This window comes from Rhodopseudomonas sp., assembly GCF_048594845.1.
Lineage (GTDB): Bacteria > Pseudomonadota > Alphaproteobacteria > Rhizobiales > Xanthobacteraceae > Rhodopseudomonas.
Genome location: NZ_JBMDXE010000077.1, coordinates 1 through 16952 on the forward strand (window position 1 = coordinate 1; position 16952 = coordinate 16952).

The window sequence follows — 16952 nt, forward strand, 5'->3', positions numbered from 1 at the left end:
TTGTCGCCGTGATAGCACCAGAAGAAGAAATACTCCGGATAGTCGAGCCAGCCCGAAAAGACATTGGTGTAAAGCGGCAGCGTTTTCTTGTTCAGTTCGGTCCGCCAGTTCGCTCCGGGTATCTTGTTGATGGTCGTCTTGATGCCGATCTGCGCCAGGCTCTCCTGGATCAGGACGCACATCGGTTCGTTGACGCCGGCGAAGCCGAGGTCGAACGACAGCGTGGTGTCGAAACCGTTGGCGTAGCCGGCTTCGGCCATCAGCGCCTTGGCCTTCGCCATGTCGGTGTTGTACTTGGTCGGCTGCGGCCACTTCACTTCGGTCGGCTTGTCGGCAGCCGCGCCGAACATCGGGTTGGCGAGGCCGAACATCACCGCGTCGATGATCTTCTGGTACGGCACCGCATAGGCCACCGCCTCGCGCACCTTCGGGTTGTTGAACGGCGGCTGGGTGACGTTCATGCCGAGGTACTGGATGCCGTTCGAGATCGGCAGCGAGATGACGTTGACCTTGCCGTCGCGCTTCATTTCGGCGAAGTCCTGGTTCGGCAACTCGTAGGAAATGTCGGCGTCGCCACGCTCCAGCAGTGCGCGGCGGTTACCGGCCTGCGGCACCATGCGCCAGATCACACGCTTGATCTTCGGCAGCGGGCCGCCGGCCCATTTGTCGTTGCGCTCCATGATCACTTCGGTGCCGGCGGTCCACTTCACCACGCGATACGCGCCGGAGCCGGCGGTGTTCTGCTTGGTGTATTCGAGGCCCCACGGGTCCTTCTCGGTTGCGTTCTTCTTCACCAGTTCGGAGTTCACGACGCAGGGCACGATCACCGCGAGATCCGGGATCGTCAGCTTGTCCTTCTTGAGGAAGTCGACCCGCACGGTGTGGTCGTCGACGATCACGAACTGCTCGGGCTTGGTCAGCGAGCCGGCGCTCATCTGGAAAGTGGGGAAGCCGCCGACGCTGACGGAGCGATCGAGCGACCACTTCACGTCCTTGGCGGTGACCGGCGTGCCGTCCTGAAAGGTGGCATTCTTCTTCAGCTTGAAGGTCGCGGACATGTCGCCGATCGTCATGTCGTCGGCGAGTTCGCCCTTGAACTTGTCCTTGTCGTAATAGGGAACGCCGCCGGGGCCTTCCTTCATTTCATGGGTGATCAGCCGGTCGTAGCAATTCCACGACACCTCGTAGCCGGGCACGTTGGTGCCGACGCCGTGGATGTCGAGGTTGTTCGGACCGCTCTCCGAGACGACCAGCAGCGACTCCGACCGGGCATCAGCCTTGGCGGCGGACCAGATCGCGGGGGCGGGCACCATGGCGCCGGCGGCGAGGGCAGTGGCGGATTTGAGGAAGTCGCGACGCTTCATGAAAGGCTCCGAGGCACGAGGGCGATCTCGGAACCAGTTTCGCAAGCTTCGTGCCAGAGCCTCTCGGCCTGGGAAGTGCGGGATAAGTATCTGATACTACGATGAAACAGCCGGCATGAGTGAGAAGCGAGCCAGAAACCCAGTCGTCCCGTATTGCATACAAGGCGCGTTCATTTGCCTATAAATTAAGCAATTCGCCAAAGTCCGACCGAGTGGACCGGCCCTCAAAAGAAACGGCGGCGAGGGAAGCTCGCCGCCGTCGACCATCTTCCGAAGCGGGGCCTTCAGTTCATCTTGGCCGGTTCGCGTGAAGCCGAGCTGTAGATCACCTGATCGCCGACCGACTTCGATTCGATCACGCCCGCGGGGCGCACCAGCGGGCGCTGGCTCCGATAGACCTCAAATGCGTACCAGGCGGCGACCGCCAGCGCGATCAGTCCGACCTGGCTCGGCGGCAGTACCAGCGACAGCGCGATTAGCGCGACCGCAATCGTGGCGGCCTTGACGACGCTCTCACCGTCGGCGAACAGCCCGTTGAAGCGCTCCCAGTTCTCGCCTTTCCAGAACGGCGCGGTGAAGCGATCCAGACCGAACCGCGACCACGCGCCGACGAAGCCGAGCTTGCGCGCCCACATCAAGTACAAAGAGCCCGCAAAGGCGATCAGCGAAATCGCTGCGCCGACTGGGCCGGCCGCGTAGCCGATCACCACGACCAGCGCGGCAGTAAATGCAATGATCCAATATTGCATTGGGTTACCCTCTCACCTGCTTTGCAGGTGCCTTTCCAATTGATTCGTTTGGCGGCATCAGCCGGGTGCAATTATGTGCCGAATTCTGTGAATTCGCCGCAAAAATATTGGGTGCTAATTGATGCCGGGACTAGCCTTTTGGCTAGAGGTAATAGGGTGTAGTTAGTCGTAGAAATCAGTTTCCAGATCTCGGTATGCAGGCGTCCCGCTGCGCTCTGTGTGCTAATTAGCTTGGTTTGCGGACCTGCTTACCGCTCGGTGTGGTGAGCAGTGGTTATCCGGAGTGGGGTGCTTTCCGCGGCCGCAATCTTAGCGTCGCGAAGCCGCTTGACGTCGCGGCTGGCCATGAAGGGCATTCCGAGCTTGCGCGCCTTGACCTGAACCGACGATCGCGCCCGCTTCAGCGCCGCTGCAGCGCGCACCGCCGAGGCTCCGCTGGCGATCAGTTCCTTGAGCCGCTCGACCTGTTCATCGTCCCATGGCCGGCACGCATTGCTCTTCGCTGACATCGGCATTGTTCGACCCCTCGCTTCAGTTAAATGCCCGGCGACAGGTCCGCGCAGGCTGATTGCAGTGACTTGGCCCCAGGGAAACGGACGTTAGAACGCGTCCACGCGCGACACACCGTCGCGGCACCTCAATGATGGGGTTCGCAAACCAATAACGTGTTCGGTCGAAAGTTCCGGCGCATTCGCCGCTCGCGGGTAATTCGATCGCTTTCTTGGTCTCCGCTGCGTCGCAAACCTGTCATGTACCCCCGATAGGTGAAGCGCCATGCTGGCGACGTTTGATCGAGCCGGCCTGCACTCGGGGAACACCATGACGTTTGGCCGTATCGCTTCGGCGCTGCTCGCGTTGTCGCTCGTCACTGTCGCCGCTCCGGCCACGGCCGCGGATGTGATCTGCTACAATTGTCCGCCGCAATGGGCCGACTGGGCGTCGATGCTGAAGGCGGTCAAGACAGACCTCGGCTACGATATCCCGTTCGATAACAAGAACTCCGGCCAGGCGCTGTCGCAACTTCTCGCAGAGAAGAGCAATCCGGTCGCCGACATCGGCTATTTCGGTGTGAATTTCGGTATCAAAGCGAAGGCCCAAGGTGTCACGCAACCGTACAAGCCGCAGCACTGGAACGAGGTTCCCGCCGGCCTCAAGGATCCGGACGGCGATTGGACCGCGATCCACTCCGGCACGCTCGGCCTGTTCGTCAATATCGATGCGCTGGGCGGCAAGCCGGTGCCGGCGTGCTGGAAAGATCTGCTGAAGCCGGACTACAGGGGCATGGTCGGCTATCTCGATCCGCCATCCGCTGCGGTCGGCTTTGTCGGCGCGGTTGCCGTGAACCTGGCCCTCGGCGGCAGCGATACCGACTTCTCACCGGCGATCGCCTTCTTCAAGGGCCTGCACGGCAACGAAGCGATCGTGCCGAAACAGACCTCGTATGCACGCGTCGTCTCGGGGGAGATCCCGATTCTGTTCGACTACGACTTCAACGCGTATCGGGCCAAGTACACCGAAAAGGGTAACTTCGCCTTTGTGATCCCTTGCGAGGGCTCGGTGGTGTTCCCCTATGTGGTCTCGCTTGTGAAGGACGCGCCCGACGCCGACAAGGCCAAGAAGGTGATGGACTATCTTCTGTCGGACAAAGGCCAGGCGATCTGGACCAACGCTTATTTGCGCCCCGCGAGGCCGATCGAATTGCCGGCCGAGGTCAAGGCGAAGTTCCTGCCGGACAGCGATTACGCGCGCGCCAGGAGCGTCGATTGGGCCAAGATGGAAGCGGCGCAGAAGGCGTTCACCGACCGCTATCTGGCGGAGGTCCGTTGACGATGAGAACCGCTCCGGAGACTGCCTGCCGGGGCGTCCGCGTCTGATGTCGCAGCGATCTTTCTCGCTAGCCTGCCTGTCGCCGCTGCTGGTCCTGACTGTAGCGTTCTTCCTCCTGCCGATGGCCCGGCTGGTAGTGGTTGGCGCTGAAGGACCCCAAGGCGTGGCCGGCTACCTGGCGATCGTGCTGGAGCCGCGCTTCCGCGCGACGCTGATCAACACCGTGTTGCTCGCCACCGCGACCACGCTGGCGACGCTGGTGATCGCCACCGTCGCGGCGATCTTCCTGCAGCGCCATCGCTTTCCCGGTCGCGCCGTGCTGGTGGCGATGCTGACGTTTCCGCTGGCGTTTCCCGGTGTGGTAATCGGATTCCTGATCATTCTGCTGGCGGGGCGGCAGGGCGTGATCGGCGATCTGACGCGTCTCGTCACTGGCACCAAAGTCGTGTTCGCCTATTCGATCTGGGGCCTGTTCCTCGGCTATCTGTACTTCTCCATCCCCCGCGTCATTCTCACCATCATGGCGGCGGTGCAGAAGCTCGATCGCGGCCTCGAGGAAGCGGCGCGCTCGCTCGGCGCCAGCCCATGGGCAGTGCAGCGCGACGTCGTCCTGCCGGCGCTGATGCCGGCTTTCGTCGCCTCCGGTGCGATTGCCTTCGCCACCGCGATGGGCGCGTTCGGCACCGCGTTCGCGCTCGCAACCAATATCGACGTGCTGCCAATGCTGATCTACACCGAGTTCACGCTGGCGGCGAATTTCGCCACAGCCGCGTCGCTGTCGGTCGGGCTCGGCCTGATCTCCTGGGCGATGCTGGCGCTGGCGCGATCGCTCAGCGGCGGCACGGTTGCGGCGACCGGCTAGGCTGATGCGCGACCGCCTGATCTTCACGGCTCAATTGCTGTTCACGCTGCTCGTCGCGGCGTTCCTGGTCGTGCCGGCGCTGCTGTCGATCTCGGCCGGCGTCACGGTCAATTACTTCCGTGGCATCTCGTCTGGCCTGACGCTGCAATGGGTCTTGCAGGTGTGGGATCTCTATGCCGACACCATTCTGCTGTCGTTTATCATCGCTCTTGCAACGCTTGGAGTTACTATTGTGGTCGGCGTGCCGGCGGCCTATGCGCTGCATCTGCGCGGCGGCCGGTTGTCGCGGCTGATCGAGGAAGTGATCACGCTGCCGCTGGCGATCCCGGGACTGGCGATCGCATTGGCGCTGCTGCTGGCCTATGGCGGCTTCGGTGCCTTCCGACGGTCCTGGTTGTTCATCCTGGTCGGCCACGTCGTCTTCACCATGCCGTTCATGGTGCGATCGGTGATCGCGGTATTCGCGACGATCGACATTCGCACGCTCGACGAAGGCGCGGCCTCGCTCGGCGCCTCGCCGCTGCGCCGGTTCGTCGAGGTCATCGTGCCGAATGCGATGCCGGGCATTCTGGCCGGCGCCTTGATGGTGGTGACGTTGTCGCTTGGCGAGTTCAATCTGACCTGGATGCTGCACACGCCGCTGACCAAGACACTGCCGGTCGGCCTCGCTGACAGTTACGCGTCGATGCGGCTTGAGGTGGCGTCCGCCTACACGCTGATCTTCTTCATCATGATTGTCCCGCTGCTGGTGGCGATGCAATTGCTGGCCGAACGGGAGCCGAAGTCATGAAGGCGGATGCCGGGCACGGCGTATCGGTGCGGATCGAGGCCTGTAGCAAGACCTTCGCGAACGGCACGCGGGCACTGGATCCCGCGACGCTCGACATCGCTCGCGGCGAGACGCTGGTGCTGCTCGGCCCGTCCGGCTGCGGCAAGACCACGATGCTGCGCATCATCGCCGGGCTGGAGCAGCCGGATCGCGGCGGCCGGGTATTGTTCGATGGCGCCGATGTCACCGCGGTGCCGATCGAGAAGCGTAATGTCGGCATGGTGTTTCAGTCCTACGCGCTGTTTCCGAACATGACGGTTGCCGACAATATCGGCTACGGGCTGAAGATCCGCGGCGTCGCCAGGCGCGAGCGCGAGGCCCGCATCGCCGAACTAGTGGCACTGACCAACATCACGGGACTCGAGGATCGACGGATCGATCAGCTCTCGGGCGGTCAGCGGCAGCGCGTTGCGCTCGCCCGCGCCGTCGCAATTCGGCCGGCGGTGCTCCTCCTCGACGAGCCGCTGACCGCACTCGACGCCGCGCTGCGTGACCGGCTGCGCGGCGAGCTCGACCGGCTGCTCCGTTCGCTCGGCATCACGACGATCTACGTCACCCACGACCAGGCCGAGGCGATGGAACTCGGTGATCGGATCGTGGTGATGAGCAAGGGCGCGATCGCGCAGATCGGCGCGCCGCGCGAGATCTACTTCCGGCCGGCCAGCCGCTTCGTCGCCGAATTCGTCGGCGCTGCCAATATCCTCGAAGCCGAAATCATCAAGGGAGAGCTTCGCCTGCCAGGTGGCGCCTTGAGGGTGTCCGAAAACTTGTCGCGGCCGCGCGCCGTCGCAATGATCCGGCCCGAAACGATCGGGATCGTATTACCCGATGCGGCGACGCTGGCGGGCCGGGTCGAGAGCGTCAGCTTTGCAGGCGATCGCCAGCGCATCGTGATCTCGGGCGCGACCGACAAGCTGCTGACGATCGAAGTCCCGAACGACATGGTGATCCGCCCCGGCGAAAAGGTCGGCCTTGCCGTCGCGCCGGAAGCCATCCGTCTGTTGCCGGACGCTGTGTGAATAGGACTGACAGGGAAAGACGATGACTCACAGGCCGATCCTGATCGCGCAGATTTCCGACCTGCATATCAAGGCGCCCGGCAGCCTCGCGTATGGCAAGGTCGACACCGCATTGGCGTTGCAGCGCTGCGTGGCCACTTTGAACACGCTCGCGCCTCGGCCGGATCTCGTAGTGATCTCAGGTGATCTCGCCGACACGCCGACAGAGGAGGAGTACGCGCACCTCGCACGGCTCTTGGCGCCGCTCGAAATCCCCTTCGTGGCAGTCCCCGGCAATCACGATTCCCGCGAGCTGATGCGCCGTGCCTTCGCGCAGCCATTGTTTCCTGCCGACGGGCCGCTGAATCAGCTTCAGCCGGTCGGGGACCTCGACGTGGTCCTTCTGGATTCCAGCGTACCCGGCGAGCCGCATGGTGAACTCGACAGCGCGACGCTGCAATGGCTCGATGCGATCCTGTCCTGCTCCGATCAGCGGCCGGCGCTGCTGTTCCTGCACCATCCGCCATTCCGCACCGGCATCTGGCACATGGACCGGCAGAATCTGCGCAATGCCGCGGAGTTCGCTACCATCGTCGAACGCTATCCGTGGGTCAGGCTGATCGCAGCCGGACACGTCCATCGCGCGACACTGACCCAGTTCGCCGGCGTGCCGGCGACGATCTGCCCTGCGCCCAATCACGCGGTGGCGCTCGATCTCGCCGAACTGATCCAGCCGTCGTTCCGGGTCGAGCCACCGGCTTTCCATCTTCACGTCTGGTTCGCCGCCGACGGCTTCGGTGATCTCGTCACTCATCACATTCCGATCGGCGACTTCGACGGGCCGCATCCGTTCTTCGGGCCAGACGGCAAGCTGCTGTGAGTTCCGGTTCGTCTCCCGAGCGAGCCACGTTGGCGAAGTCGGTTGACATCTCCACGAATGCGAGAATTGGCCCGGAACGAAGTCTCTTCTGAAGCCTTTGATTGATCTCAGGAAGAGGTCAAGAGATGCCGGATTTGGTGAGCAGCAGGCCGGTCGTGCTGATCGTCGAAGACGAAGCGCTTCTGCGAATGAACGCCGTCGACATCGTGCAGGAGGCTGGCTTCGACGTGCTGGAAGCCTGCACGGCCGACGAGGCGATTGATATCCTCGAGAGCCGTGACGACATTTGCGTTGTGTTTACCGACATCCAGATCCCCGGATCGATGGATGGTCTGAAGCTCGCCCGCGCTGTGCGGGGGCGCTGGCCACCGATCCAGATCATCGCGACCTCGGGACGGGTAAAGGTGTCGAACGACGATCTGCCGGACGGCGGACGTTTTCTGCCGAAGCCATACACCACCCGCCAGGTTACCCATCTGCTAATCGAGCTCACCTCCTAAGGAAGGCTTACGGGTATTTTGCAGTGCAGCGATCATCTGCTGTCGAAAATTTAATCCATCTCATTCTAGACAATGGTCTTTCGGCGCTAAACTCATGGCCCAAATGGAGTCTGTGAAAGGGGGCCGCAGGGATTGTCGATGAAGCGACCTTTGACCGTGCTACTGGGACTGAGCGCCGTCGCCGCGGCGGCGTACTTCACCTTCAGCCATTGGGCCATCCGGCACGAGAACCTGACATTCTACGACGAGGCGCGAAAGCGCCCGGTGGCGGTCGACCTCGCGGTGCGCCGTGACGCGGAAATGAAGGCGGAGGCTGGCCTCTCCACGCTGCCGGTCGCGATCGTCAGCCACGGCAACACCGTCAAGAATTCCGAATACTCGTTTCTGGCAAACGTCCTCGCGGCGCGCGGCTATCTGGTTGCCAGCATCCAGCACGACCTGCCGACCGATGCGCCGCTGATGACGACGCAGGGATCGCTCTATGTCGGCCGTCTGAAAGTCTATGAGCGCGGCGAGAAGAACATTTTCTTTGCGATCCATGAACTGAAGAAGGTGATGCCCGGCGCCGACTACGACCATCTCACGCTGGTCGGCCACTCCAACGGTGGCGACATCTCGATGTTCTTCGCCCAGCAGCATCCGGAACTGGTCCGCCGGGTCGTGACGCTCGACAATCTGCGGGTGCCGTTCGTCACTTCCGGCGCGGCCAAGATCCTGTCGTTCCGGTCGGAGGATCCGCACTTCAAGACCGACCCGGGCGTACTGCCGGATTCCAAGGTCGCCAAGCAGGCCGGCATCGAGATCGTCGACACCGGCGCTCAGCACAACGAACTCAGCGATCGCGGCCCGGAGAGCGTCAAGTCGCGGATCCAGGCAACGCTGGATCAGTTCCTGGCGGAGCCGGCCAACAGCAAGGTCAGCCCGATCGACATGAAGCAGCTCAACAACGATCCGCGCGCGATGGGCCCGTAGCAGCAGTTACACCGGATTGCGGTCCAGCGCGAAGTGCTCGAACGCAGCCAACATCTGACCATCGATCATGCGGGCGATCATCTGGCTGGCCATGTAGCTGAATGTGATGCCGTTGCCGCCATAACCGTAGGCTGCGTAGATGCCGGGATGGGCCGGTACCGGTCCGATCAGCGGCAGACCGTCGACCGTCGTGCTGAACGCGCCGGACCAGACGTATTCGGCGATAGCCGTCGCCTGTGGCCACAAGCGTTGCAACTTCTCGACTAGGATCTCCGCCTTTGCGGGCATCATCTCGTCACGCGCGTCCGGGTCCACGATTTTATCGTCGTCTTCACCGCCGATGATGATGCGATGTTGCGTGGTGGTCCGGGCGTAGAGATACGGCGCGGCTGCCTCCCAGATCAGGGCGTTGTCGCGCCAGAGCGTCTCGGGAGCCTGCGGGACAGTGCCGACGACCCAGCTCGATACGGTCTTGTGCAGGTCGGATTTGACGATGTCGGGCAGGGTGTAGCCGGTCGCCAGTACCACGGCGCCCGCCTCGATCGTGTGGCCCTCGTCGGTCTCGACGATGAGGCGCCGGCCGGCCCGGTCGTAGCGCCGGGCTTCGGCATCGTATAGCATCGCGCCGCGCGCGGCCGCCGCGTTGAGCAGCGCATGCGACAGCCGCAGCGGATCCGCCTCCGCCGAGCCGGGCGAGACGATTGCGGCCTCGCGCTCGAAGCCATATTCGCGGCGTAACTCCCGATAGTCGAGAAACACGCCCGGCAGCCCGGCGCGCTGCCGCACCTCGTGCTCGGCGAGTAAAGCGCGCGCGCCTTGGTCGCCGGCGGCGAGATACACGGTGTCGCGCGGCTGCAGCGCGGTGGGCTGATCGAGCGACTGTACCAGGCCGTAGAGACCCGCGACTGCGCGGTAGCTGAGCTGATAGATTTCGGCGGCGCGCTCGAAGCCGTAGATTTCGGCGAGCTCGGACAGCGACCGGTCGATCTCCCATTCCAGCATGGCGGTCGATGCCGCGGTGCTGCCGAACCCCGGCCGCTCGCGATCGATGACGCAGACAGTGCGGTCCGGCCGCACCAGCTGATGTGCCATCATGGAGCCGGTGATGCCGCCGCCCACGATCAGCACGTCGACGACCAGAGGACCGGCCAGTGGCTGACGGATCGCTCGCGGCACCCCGACCGACCAGGGTGCCACTCCGCCGCGCAAATCTTCCTGACTTATGGCGCGAAACGTATCCATCACGGCTCCTGTCGATCCAACCGCCCGGGCGACCGGCCGCGAAAAAGGCCCGGGCTGAAGCCTGGGCCTGCTGCGACACGCGCGCCAGCGCGTAAGAGAGGAGATCTGCACGAAGGACAGCGCCGCGTCCGGCGACGCCGCGCTGGTCCGGTTACCGCGCCGATCTTGTTCTGCTCAATCCGCAAACCGGCAGGCGGTTCCGCGCCGTCAGTCTTGACGGCTGCCGCCGGGCAGGCGAGGGATCGCGTCTGGTCCGAGTAATGGAGTGCGAAATGGCTGGGGACGTCAGCCCGCTTGCGGGCAAGACCATCGATCCGAACAGACTGGTCAATGTGCCGCGACTGGTCACCGCCTATTTCGCCGGAAAGCCGGATCCGAGCATGCCGGGCGAGCGCGTCGCGTTCGGCACCTCAGGGCATCGCGGCTCCGCCTTCAACAACGCCTTCAACGAGGACCACATCGTCGCGGTGAGCCAGGCGGTGTGCGACCATCGTCGAGGGGCGGGCATCGATGGTCCGCTGTTCATCGGCATCGACACCCATGCGCTGGCCGAGCCGGCGCTGGCCAGCGCGCTGGAAGTATTCGCCGCCAACGGCGTCGAGGTGATGATCGACGAACGCGGCGGCTACACGCCGACGCCGGTGATCTCGCACGCGATCCTCACCTATAACCGCGGCCGCAGCAGCGGTCTCGCCGATGGCGTCGTCGTCACGCCCTCGCACAATCCGCCGGAAGACGGCGGCTTCAAATACAATCCGCCCAACGGCGGCCCGGCCGACACCGATATTACGTCGGTGGTCGAGAAAGCGGCGAATGCCCTGCTCGCCGACGGACTGAGGGGCGTGAAGCGCATTCCCTATGCGCGCGCGCTCAAGGCCGACAATGTGCACCGGCGCGACTACGTCACACCGTACGTCGAAGATCTCGCCAACGTCGTCGACATGGAGGCGATCCGCGCATCCGGCGTGAAGCTCGGCATCGATCCGCTCGGTGGCGCGGCGGTGCATTACTGGCAGCCGATCATCGAACGCTACAAAATCGACGCGACCATCGTCAGCGACGCCGTGGACCCGACCTTCCGCTTCATGACCGCGGACTGGGACGGCAAGATCCGGATGGACTGCTCGTCGCCTTACGCGATGGCGCGGCTGATCGGCATGCGCGGCGACTTCGATGTCGCCTTCGCCAACGACACCGACGCGGACCGCCACGGCATCGTCACCCGCTCCAGCGGGCTGATGAACCCGAACCATTATCTGTCGGTGGCGATCTCCTATCTGTTCGCGCATCGGCCGCAGTGGGGTGCGAACGCCGCGATCGGCAAGACCGCGGTGTCGAGCGCGATGATCGACCGCGTTGCCGCCAAGATCGGCCGCAAGGTGGTCGAGACCCCGGTCGGCTTCAAATGGTTCGTCGACGGACTGATCGGCGGCAGCTTCGGTTTTGCCGGCGAGGAGAGCGCCGGCGCCTCGTTCCTGCGCCGCGACGGCACGGTGTGGACCACCGACAAGGACGGCCTCATCCTCGGCTTGCTCGCGGCGGAGATCACCGCGGTGATGAAGGCCGATCCCGGCGAGATCTATCAGCGTCTTACCGTCGAACTCGGCGCGCCGTTCTACGCGCGCATCGACGCGCCGGCCAACGCCGCGCAGAAAGCGCTGTTCAAGACGCTGACCGCCGAGAAGCTCGGCATCAAGCAACTCGCCGGCGAGCCGGTCACCGCGACGCTGACCAAGGCGCCCGGCAACAACCAGTCGATCGGCGGCGTCAAGGTGACGACGGCCAACGGCTGGTTCGCCGCGCGTCCCTCCGGCACCGAGGACGTGTACAAGATCTACGCCGAGAGTTTCGTCAGCGCCGATCACCTTCGACAGATTCAAGACGAAGCCCAAGCCGCCTTGAGCGCAATGTTCGCCGCAGGTTGATCTGCGACAACGTTGGAACCGGGACGGCGATTGATCGTCGGCGAGCAAAACGTCTCCGCGTCTCTCCGTCATTGCGAGCGAAGCGAAGCAATCCAGCTCCATGCACTGAGCTGGATTTCTTCGTCGCTTCGCTCCTCGCAATGACGAGCCGCGAGGCAATACGTGGGCATCCCACTTGACCGGCTGGACCGAATTCATCGCCGCCTTCACGCTGTTCCTGCTCAGCCACGCGATCCCCGCGCGGCCGGCGGTGCGGGCGAAGCTGGTCGGCACGTTGGGAGAGGGCGGATTTCTCGCCGCGTACAGCATCGAGTCGCTGCTCGTGCTGACATGGTTGATCGTCGCTGCCGGACGCGCGCCGTTCGTCGAGCTATGGCCTTTTGAACGCTGGCAGATGTTCGTACCCAATCTGGCGCTGCCGCTGGCCTGCCAGCTCGCCGCCTTCGGCGTCGGCGCCGCCAATCCGCTGTCGTTCGGTGGCGACCCGCGCAAGCGCTTCGATCCAGATCATCCCGGCATCGTCGGCGTCGTGCGCCATCCGCTGCTATGGGCGATCGGGTTGTGGGCTGCTGCGCATGTTGTGCCGAACGGCGACCTCGCTCATGTCGTGCTGTTCGGCTTCTTCGCGCTGATTGCGCTCGCCGGCATGATGATCATCGATCGGCGCAAGCGCCGTCAGCTCGGCACCGCGACCTGGGTACACCTCGCCGCCCGTACCTCGTTCTGGCCGTTCGCCGCGCTGATCACCGGCCGCTTTCGCCCGAACGTTCGCAACATCAGCCCGCTGCGCTTCGGCATCGGTGTAGCCGCCTGGCTGATGCTGCTGGTGCTGCATCCGTACGTGATCGGCGTCTCTCCGCTGCCGTAGCGCTCTTCAAGTCAGGACCACGATCTCTCCGTCATACCCGGCCTCGTGCCGGGCATCCACGCCTTCCGGAGCGGAAACGCAGCAAGGCGTGGATGGCCGGGACAAGCCCGGCCATGACGGCGCGGAAGGAACTATCCGCCAATCGTTCGCGAGGTTGTGCTGGCACAACAAGGCTTCCGGGCGGCGGCTTACACAGGAACGGCCGGCGGAGCATTGCCGGCTCGATCCGGTGAACGCCATGAGCACGACAGTCGAATCCTCCGCCGCGCCGAAGCGCAAGCCGGTGCCGCGTTATCGCTCGCACACCGGCTGGACCGTGCTGTCCGCCGGTTTTCGGCCGTTCTTCATGCTCGGCGCACTGTTCGCGGCGATCGCGGTGCTGCTGTGGCTGCCGGTGTATCACGGCGAGCTGACGCTACAGACCGCGTTCGCGCCGCGCGACTGGCATGTCCATGAGATGCTGTACGGCTATCTGCCGGCGGTGATCACCGGCTTCCTGCTCACTGCCATTCCGAATTGGACCGGGCGGCTGCCGCTGCAGGGCAGGCCGCTTCTCACACTGGTGTTGATCTGGTTCGCCGGCCGGCTATGCGTGACGTTCTCCGCCGACACCGGTTGGCTGGTCGCGCTGCTGGTCGATGCGAGCTTCCTGCTGGCGGTCGCGCTCGCTGCGGCGCGCGAGATCGTTGCCGGCAAGAATTGGCGCAATCTCAACGTCGTCGCGCTGCTTTCGCTGCTGCTGATCGGCAACGTGGCGTTTCACCTCGAGGCGCATTTCAACGGTGCGGCCGACTACGGCATCCGCGCCGGCATCGCAGTGGTGATCATGCTGATCGCGCTGATCGGCGGCCGCATCGCACCGAGCTTCACCCGCAACTGGCTGGTCCGCGAAAATCCCGGCCGGCTGCCGGTGCCGTTCAACAAGGTCGACATGGTGATCCTCGCGTTCAGCGCAGTGACGATGCTGCTGTGGATCGCGCGGCCTGAAGGTGCCCTGACGGGTTCGGCGCTGGCGATGGCCGGTGTGCTGCATCTGGTGCGGCTGGCGCGCTGGGCCGGTGACCGCACGCTGCGTGACCGGCTGCTGCTGGTGCTGCATGTCGGTTACTTCTTCGTGCCGATCGGCTATCTGCTCGGCGCCTGCGCGGCGTTTGGGCTGGCGCCCGCCAGCGCCGGCATCCATGCCTGGATGGTTGGCGGCGCCGGCATCATGACGCTGGCGGTGATGACCCGCGCCTCGCTCGGCCACACCGGGCAGAAGCTCGAGGCCTCGCTGGCGACGCAGGCGGTGTACCTCGCTGCGCTGGTCGCAGTGGCGGCGCGGATCGGCGCGGCGCTGACGCCGGCCTGGAGCGATCCGCTGCTGCATGTCGCAATGCTCGGCTGGTGCGTCGCCTTCCTCGGCTTCGCACTCAGCTACGGCCCGACGCTGCTAGCGCGCGGCAAGCTGCACTGACGTTCAACCCTTCCCAAACCGCAAAGGATCCTCTGTCATGACCGAAGCCGCGACCGCCGCCGAACGCGTTCTCGACGTCCGCCAGATCCCGCATCAGCAGCGCCACGAGATCATCCCGCGGCTGTTCGACAATCTGCAGCCGGGCCAGGGCATGCAGATCGTCGTCGATCACGATCCGCGGCCGCTGAAGTACTTCTTCGAGGCCGTGCACGGCGACGACTGCCAGTGGACCTATCTGGAAGAAGGCCCCGACCTGTGGCGCGTGCAGCTGCGCCGGGCGGCGTAGCTGATGGCGATGGCCGGAAACGAGGCCAAAGACCAGGTCCTCAGGTCTCTCCCCGTCATGCCCGGCCTTGTGCCGGGCATCCACGCCTTGCAGCGTTGAAGTTGAAGAAAGGCGTGGATGGCCGGGACGAGCCCGGCCATGACGGAGGCAGACTAACTATCTTGCTCACAAAGCGCCGGCATGCTGAGCAAATCTTAGTGTGTCTTATGCGACGCCGAGCGCGGCCAACTCTTCGGCAGAATAGCCAGCATCCGCCAGCACGGCGCGGGTGTGCTGGCCGAGCGTAGCCACCTGCGGGACGGGCGCGGGATTGCCTTGCGATAGCCGGAACGGCTGGTTCAGCACCTTGAACGTGCCGGCGCCGTCTTCGACTTCGGCGAAGGCCTGGCGATGTGCGGTCTGCGGATCGGCCATCGCTTCGGCCACGGTGCGATAGGCCGAGCAGGGCACGCCGTGCTTGTCGAGCGCGGCGAGGCATTGCTGCGAGGTCAGCGTGCGGGACCACGTTTCCATGATGTCCATCAGCTCGGCCCAGTGTTCGCGGCGGTGGTGATACTCGGCGAAGCGCGGGTCGGTGATCAGTTCGGGATGGCCGCCGGCCTGCATAAAGCTGCGGAACGATTTCTCGCTGGCGATAGCGATCATCACATAGCCGTCGGCGGTCTCGACCGGGCCGAATTGCGGCCGCGACTGCCGCTTGATCGGGAATTGCGCGCTCTGCATCTCGTTCAGCGTCAGGCTCAGCATGGATTCCAGCATCGATACGTCGATGTGCTGGCCTTCGCCGGTCGAGGTGCGCTGATACAGCGCCGAGGCGATCGCCCCATAGGCATAGACGCCGGAAACGACGTCGGCGAGATAGATGCCGCAGTAGTCCGGCTGATCGCGGTTCGGCTGATAGGCGAGATGGGCGAGATCATAGCCGGACGCAGCATGGATGGCCGGCGCATAAGCCGGCAGCTCGGCCGAAGGGCCGGTCTGGCCGTAGCCGGAGATCGAGCAGTAGATCAGCTTCGGATTGGACGGGCGCAGCGACGCGTCGTCGAGCTTCAGCCGCTGCATCACACCGGGGCGGAAATTCTCGACCAGCACGTCGGCCGTCGCCACCAGCCGCTGAACCGCAGCGCGGCCCTCGGCGGATTTCAGATCGAGCACGATGCTCTTCTTGCCGACATTGAGCTGGCCGAAGGCGGTGCTGAAACCGTCGCGCACCGGCGGACGGTTCCGCATCGTGTCGCCGTCAGAGGATTCGATCTTGATCACCTCGGCGCCCATGTCGGCGAGCATCCGGGTGCAGTGCGGGCCGGCGATGGTGGTCGAGAAGTCCAGAACGCGGAGCCCCGCGAAGGCGCTGGCGCGCGGCTTTCCGGTCTGCTGGTCGGCAGTCATTCAGTTCCTCCCGCTGTCGTCTCGTTCATCCGCGATGAAGCGCGGCGAGACGTTGGTTCGACAGCGGAGAAGCTAGCGGCTCCCGCGGACGCGGGCAAATTCCGGAAAAGTGGATGGCCTATGGGTCCGACAGCCAGCCCATGCTGAGTGCGAACCGCACCACTTCGACGCGGTTGTGGAAGCCCAGCTTGGCCATGCCGCGGGCCTTGTAGGTCTCGACGCTCTTGGCGCCGATCTGCAGCTTCGCCGCGATGGTCTTGTTGCTGTGGCCGACGGCGGCGAGGCGCAGCACCTCGATCTCGCGGGTGGAGAGTTCGGACACCGCGCTGTGCTCGTCGCCGTTCTGGACGTGCGGCGCGGTGCGGCCGATGGCGCGGCCGGCGATCGCCGGGTCGAGATAGATGCCGCCGGTGCCGACCGCATGAATGCCGCGGATCAGTTCGTCGGTGGCGGAGCGCTTCAGCACGTAGCCTGAGACGCCGAGATCGAGCAGCTGGCGCAAGTAAGCGCCGTCCTCGTGCACGGTCAGCACCAGCACGCGGCATTCCGGGCAGGCGGCGAGAAACTTTCGCGCCACCTCGATGCCGTTGAGGCCCGGCATCGACAGGTCGAGCACGGCGACGTCCGGCCTCAATTCAATGGCCCGCCGCAGCGCGTTCGGTCCATCGCTGGCTTCGCCGACGATTTCGATCGCCGGATCGCCGGCGACGAGAGCTTTCATGCCGCTGAGCACGACCGGATGATCGTCGGCGAGGAAGACGCGCAGTCTGGAAGGGGCTTGCTGGTCCATCGGAGCTGCTTCCAT

At 64.5% G+C, this 16952-nt stretch carries 17 protein-coding genes; 11 read left to right on the top strand and 6 right to left on the bottom strand.

What is annotated here, in order from left to right:
- From ACOJTD_RS04165 to ACOJTD_RS04175, 3 genes are all read right to left on the bottom strand, one after another.
- Positions 1-1364, bottom strand: a 1364-nt coding sequence (locus ACOJTD_RS04165) for an ABC transporter substrate-binding protein (protein WP_420131670.1), incomplete at its 3' end; no start/stop codon positions are given.
- A 284-nt stretch (positions 1365-1648) separates the two neighbouring features.
- A complete protein-coding gene (locus ACOJTD_RS04170; protein WP_420131671.1) occupies positions 1649-2113 on the bottom strand; it encodes a hypothetical protein in 465 nt (154 codons plus the stop codon).
- 248 nt (positions 2114-2361) lie between these two features.
- Entirely contained in the window at positions 2362-2628 is a 267-nt protein-coding gene (locus tag ACOJTD_RS04175) for a hypothetical protein (protein WP_420131672.1), read from the bottom strand.
- 304 nt (positions 2629-2932) lie between these two features.
- Here ACOJTD_RS04175 and ACOJTD_RS04180 point away from each other — a divergent pair, with 304 nt between their 5' ends.
- The 7 genes from ACOJTD_RS04180 to ACOJTD_RS04210 all read left to right on the top strand — a co-directional run bounded on the left by ACOJTD_RS04180 (position 2933) and on the right by ACOJTD_RS04210 (position 8981).
- Complete coding sequence (locus tag ACOJTD_RS04180) at positions 2933-3940, top strand: ABC transporter substrate-binding protein (RefSeq protein ID WP_420131673.1); 1008 nt, start codon at positions 2933-2935, stop codon at positions 3938-3940.
- 46 nt (positions 3941-3986) lie between these two features.
- Entirely contained in the window at positions 3987-4802 is an 816-nt protein-coding gene (locus ACOJTD_RS04185) for an ABC transporter permease subunit (protein ID WP_420131674.1), read from the top strand.
- A gap of 4 nt (positions 4803-4806) precedes the next feature.
- Positions 4807-5592 (top strand): ABC transporter permease, encoded by a 786-nt coding sequence (locus tag ACOJTD_RS04190; protein ID WP_420131675.1) that lies wholly within the window; start codon positions 4807-4809, stop codon positions 5590-5592.
- A complete protein-coding gene (locus ACOJTD_RS04195; RefSeq protein WP_420131676.1) occupies positions 5589-6650 on the top strand; it encodes an ABC transporter ATP-binding protein in 1062 nt (353 codons plus the stop codon). The genes ACOJTD_RS04190 and ACOJTD_RS04195 overlap by 4 nt, the downstream gene beginning before the upstream one ends.
- A 22-nt stretch (positions 6651-6672) precedes the next feature.
- On the top strand, positions 6673-7509 hold the full coding sequence (locus ACOJTD_RS04200; RefSeq protein ID WP_420131677.1) for a phosphodiesterase: 837 nt from the start codon (positions 6673-6675) through the stop codon (positions 7507-7509).
- A gap of 125 nt (positions 7510-7634) precedes the next feature.
- Complete coding sequence (locus ACOJTD_RS04205; protein ID WP_420131678.1) at positions 7635-8009, top strand: response regulator; 375 nt, start codon at positions 7635-7637, stop codon at positions 8007-8009.
- Positions 8010-8147: 138 nt separating this feature from the next.
- On the top strand, positions 8148-8981 hold the full coding sequence (locus ACOJTD_RS04210; protein WP_420131679.1) for an alpha/beta fold hydrolase: 834 nt from the start codon (positions 8148-8150) through the stop codon (positions 8979-8981).
- 6 nt (positions 8982-8987) lie between these two features.
- Here the strand turns inward: ACOJTD_RS04210 and ACOJTD_RS04215 are convergent, their stop codons facing one another.
- Positions 8988-10223, bottom strand: coding sequence for an NAD(P)/FAD-dependent oxidoreductase (locus ACOJTD_RS04215; protein ID WP_420131680.1), 1236 nt, complete (start codon positions 10221-10223; stop codon positions 8988-8990).
- Positions 10224-10495: 272 nt separating this feature from the next.
- On the opposite strand from ACOJTD_RS04215, the gene pgm reads away from it, so the two are divergent.
- The 4 genes from pgm to ACOJTD_RS04235 all read left to right on the top strand — a co-directional run bounded on the left by pgm (position 10496) and on the right by ACOJTD_RS04235 (position 14758).
- A complete protein-coding gene (gene pgm, locus ACOJTD_RS04220; protein ID WP_420131681.1) occupies positions 10496-12148 on the top strand; it encodes a phosphoglucomutase (alpha-D-glucose-1,6-bisphosphate-dependent) in 1653 nt (550 codons plus the stop codon).
- Between the two features lie 175 nt (positions 12149-12323).
- Positions 12324-13016, top strand: coding sequence for an NnrU family protein (locus tag ACOJTD_RS04225; RefSeq protein WP_420131682.1), 693 nt, complete (start codon positions 12324-12326; stop codon positions 13014-13016).
- Positions 13017-13254: 238 nt separating this feature from the next.
- The gene (locus ACOJTD_RS04230; protein WP_420131683.1) at positions 13255-14472 is read left to right on the top strand and encodes an NnrS family protein; all 1218 of its coding nucleotides are present in this window, start codon (positions 13255-13257) and stop codon (positions 14470-14472) included.
- Between the two features lie 37 nt (positions 14473-14509).
- Positions 14510-14758: a DUF2249 domain-containing protein gene (locus ACOJTD_RS04235; protein WP_420131684.1), complete on the top strand. Its 249-nt coding sequence runs from the start codon at positions 14510-14512 to the stop codon at positions 14756-14758.
- 204 nt (positions 14759-14962) lie between these two features.
- Here ACOJTD_RS04235 and ACOJTD_RS04240 read toward each other — a convergent pair whose 3' ends face one another.
- Both ACOJTD_RS04240 and ACOJTD_RS04245 read right to left on the bottom strand, forming a co-directional pair.
- Positions 14963-16147 carry a CaiB/BaiF CoA transferase family protein gene (locus tag ACOJTD_RS04240; protein WP_420131685.1) on the bottom strand — a complete coding sequence of 395 codons (1185 nt, stop codon included), beginning with the start codon at positions 16145-16147 and terminating at the stop codon, positions 14963-14965.
- A gap of 118 nt (positions 16148-16265) precedes the next feature.
- Positions 16266-16937: a response regulator transcription factor gene (locus tag ACOJTD_RS04245; protein WP_420131686.1), complete on the bottom strand. Its 672-nt coding sequence runs from the start codon at positions 16935-16937 to the stop codon at positions 16266-16268.
- Positions 16938-16952 lie beyond the last annotated feature (15 nt).

Coding starts and splice junctions, on each gene's coding strand:
- ACOJTD_RS04190 (WP_420131675.1), top strand. CDS start 4,807: ATGCGCGACCGCCTGATCTTCACGGCTCAATTGCTGTTCACGCTGCTC.
- ACOJTD_RS04205 (WP_420131678.1), top strand. CDS start 7,635: ATGCCGGATTTGGTGAGCAGCAGGCCGGTCGTGCTGATCGTCGAAGAC.
- ACOJTD_RS04240 (WP_420131685.1), bottom strand. CDS start 16,147: ATGACTGCCGACCAGCAGACCGGAAAGCCGCGCGCCAGCGCCTTCGCG.
- ACOJTD_RS04185 (WP_420131674.1), top strand. CDS start 3,987: ATGTCGCAGCGATCTTTCTCGCTAGCCTGCCTGTCGCCGCTGCTGGTC.
- ACOJTD_RS04175 (WP_420131672.1), bottom strand. CDS start 2,628: ATGCCGATGTCAGCGAAGAGCAATGCGTGCCGGCCATGGGACGATGAA.
- ACOJTD_RS04245 (WP_420131686.1), bottom strand. CDS start 16,937: ATGGACCAGCAAGCCCCTTCCAGACTGCGCGTCTTCCTCGCCGACGAT.
- ACOJTD_RS04200 (WP_420131677.1), top strand. CDS start 6,673: ATGACTCACAGGCCGATCCTGATCGCGCAGATTTCCGACCTGCATATC.
- ACOJTD_RS04180 (WP_420131673.1), top strand. CDS start 2,933: ATGACGTTTGGCCGTATCGCTTCGGCGCTGCTCGCGTTGTCGCTCGTC.
- ACOJTD_RS04170 (WP_420131671.1), bottom strand. CDS start 2,113: ATGCAATATTGGATCATTGCATTTACTGCCGCGCTGGTCGTGGTGATC.
- ACOJTD_RS04195 (WP_420131676.1), top strand. CDS start 5,589: ATGAAGGCGGATGCCGGGCACGGCGTATCGGTGCGGATCGAGGCCTGT.
- ACOJTD_RS04235 (WP_420131684.1), top strand. CDS start 14,510: ATGACCGAAGCCGCGACCGCCGCCGAACGCGTTCTCGACGTCCGCCAG.
- ACOJTD_RS04210 (WP_420131679.1), top strand. CDS start 8,148: ATGAAGCGACCTTTGACCGTGCTACTGGGACTGAGCGCCGTCGCCGCG.
- ACOJTD_RS04215 (WP_420131680.1), bottom strand. CDS start 10,223: ATGGATACGTTTCGCGCCATAAGTCAGGAAGATTTGCGCGGCGGAGTG.
- ACOJTD_RS04230 (WP_420131683.1), top strand. CDS start 13,255: ATGAGCACGACAGTCGAATCCTCCGCCGCGCCGAAGCGCAAGCCGGTG.
- pgm (WP_420131681.1), top strand. CDS start 10,496: ATGGCTGGGGACGTCAGCCCGCTTGCGGGCAAGACCATCGATCCGAAC.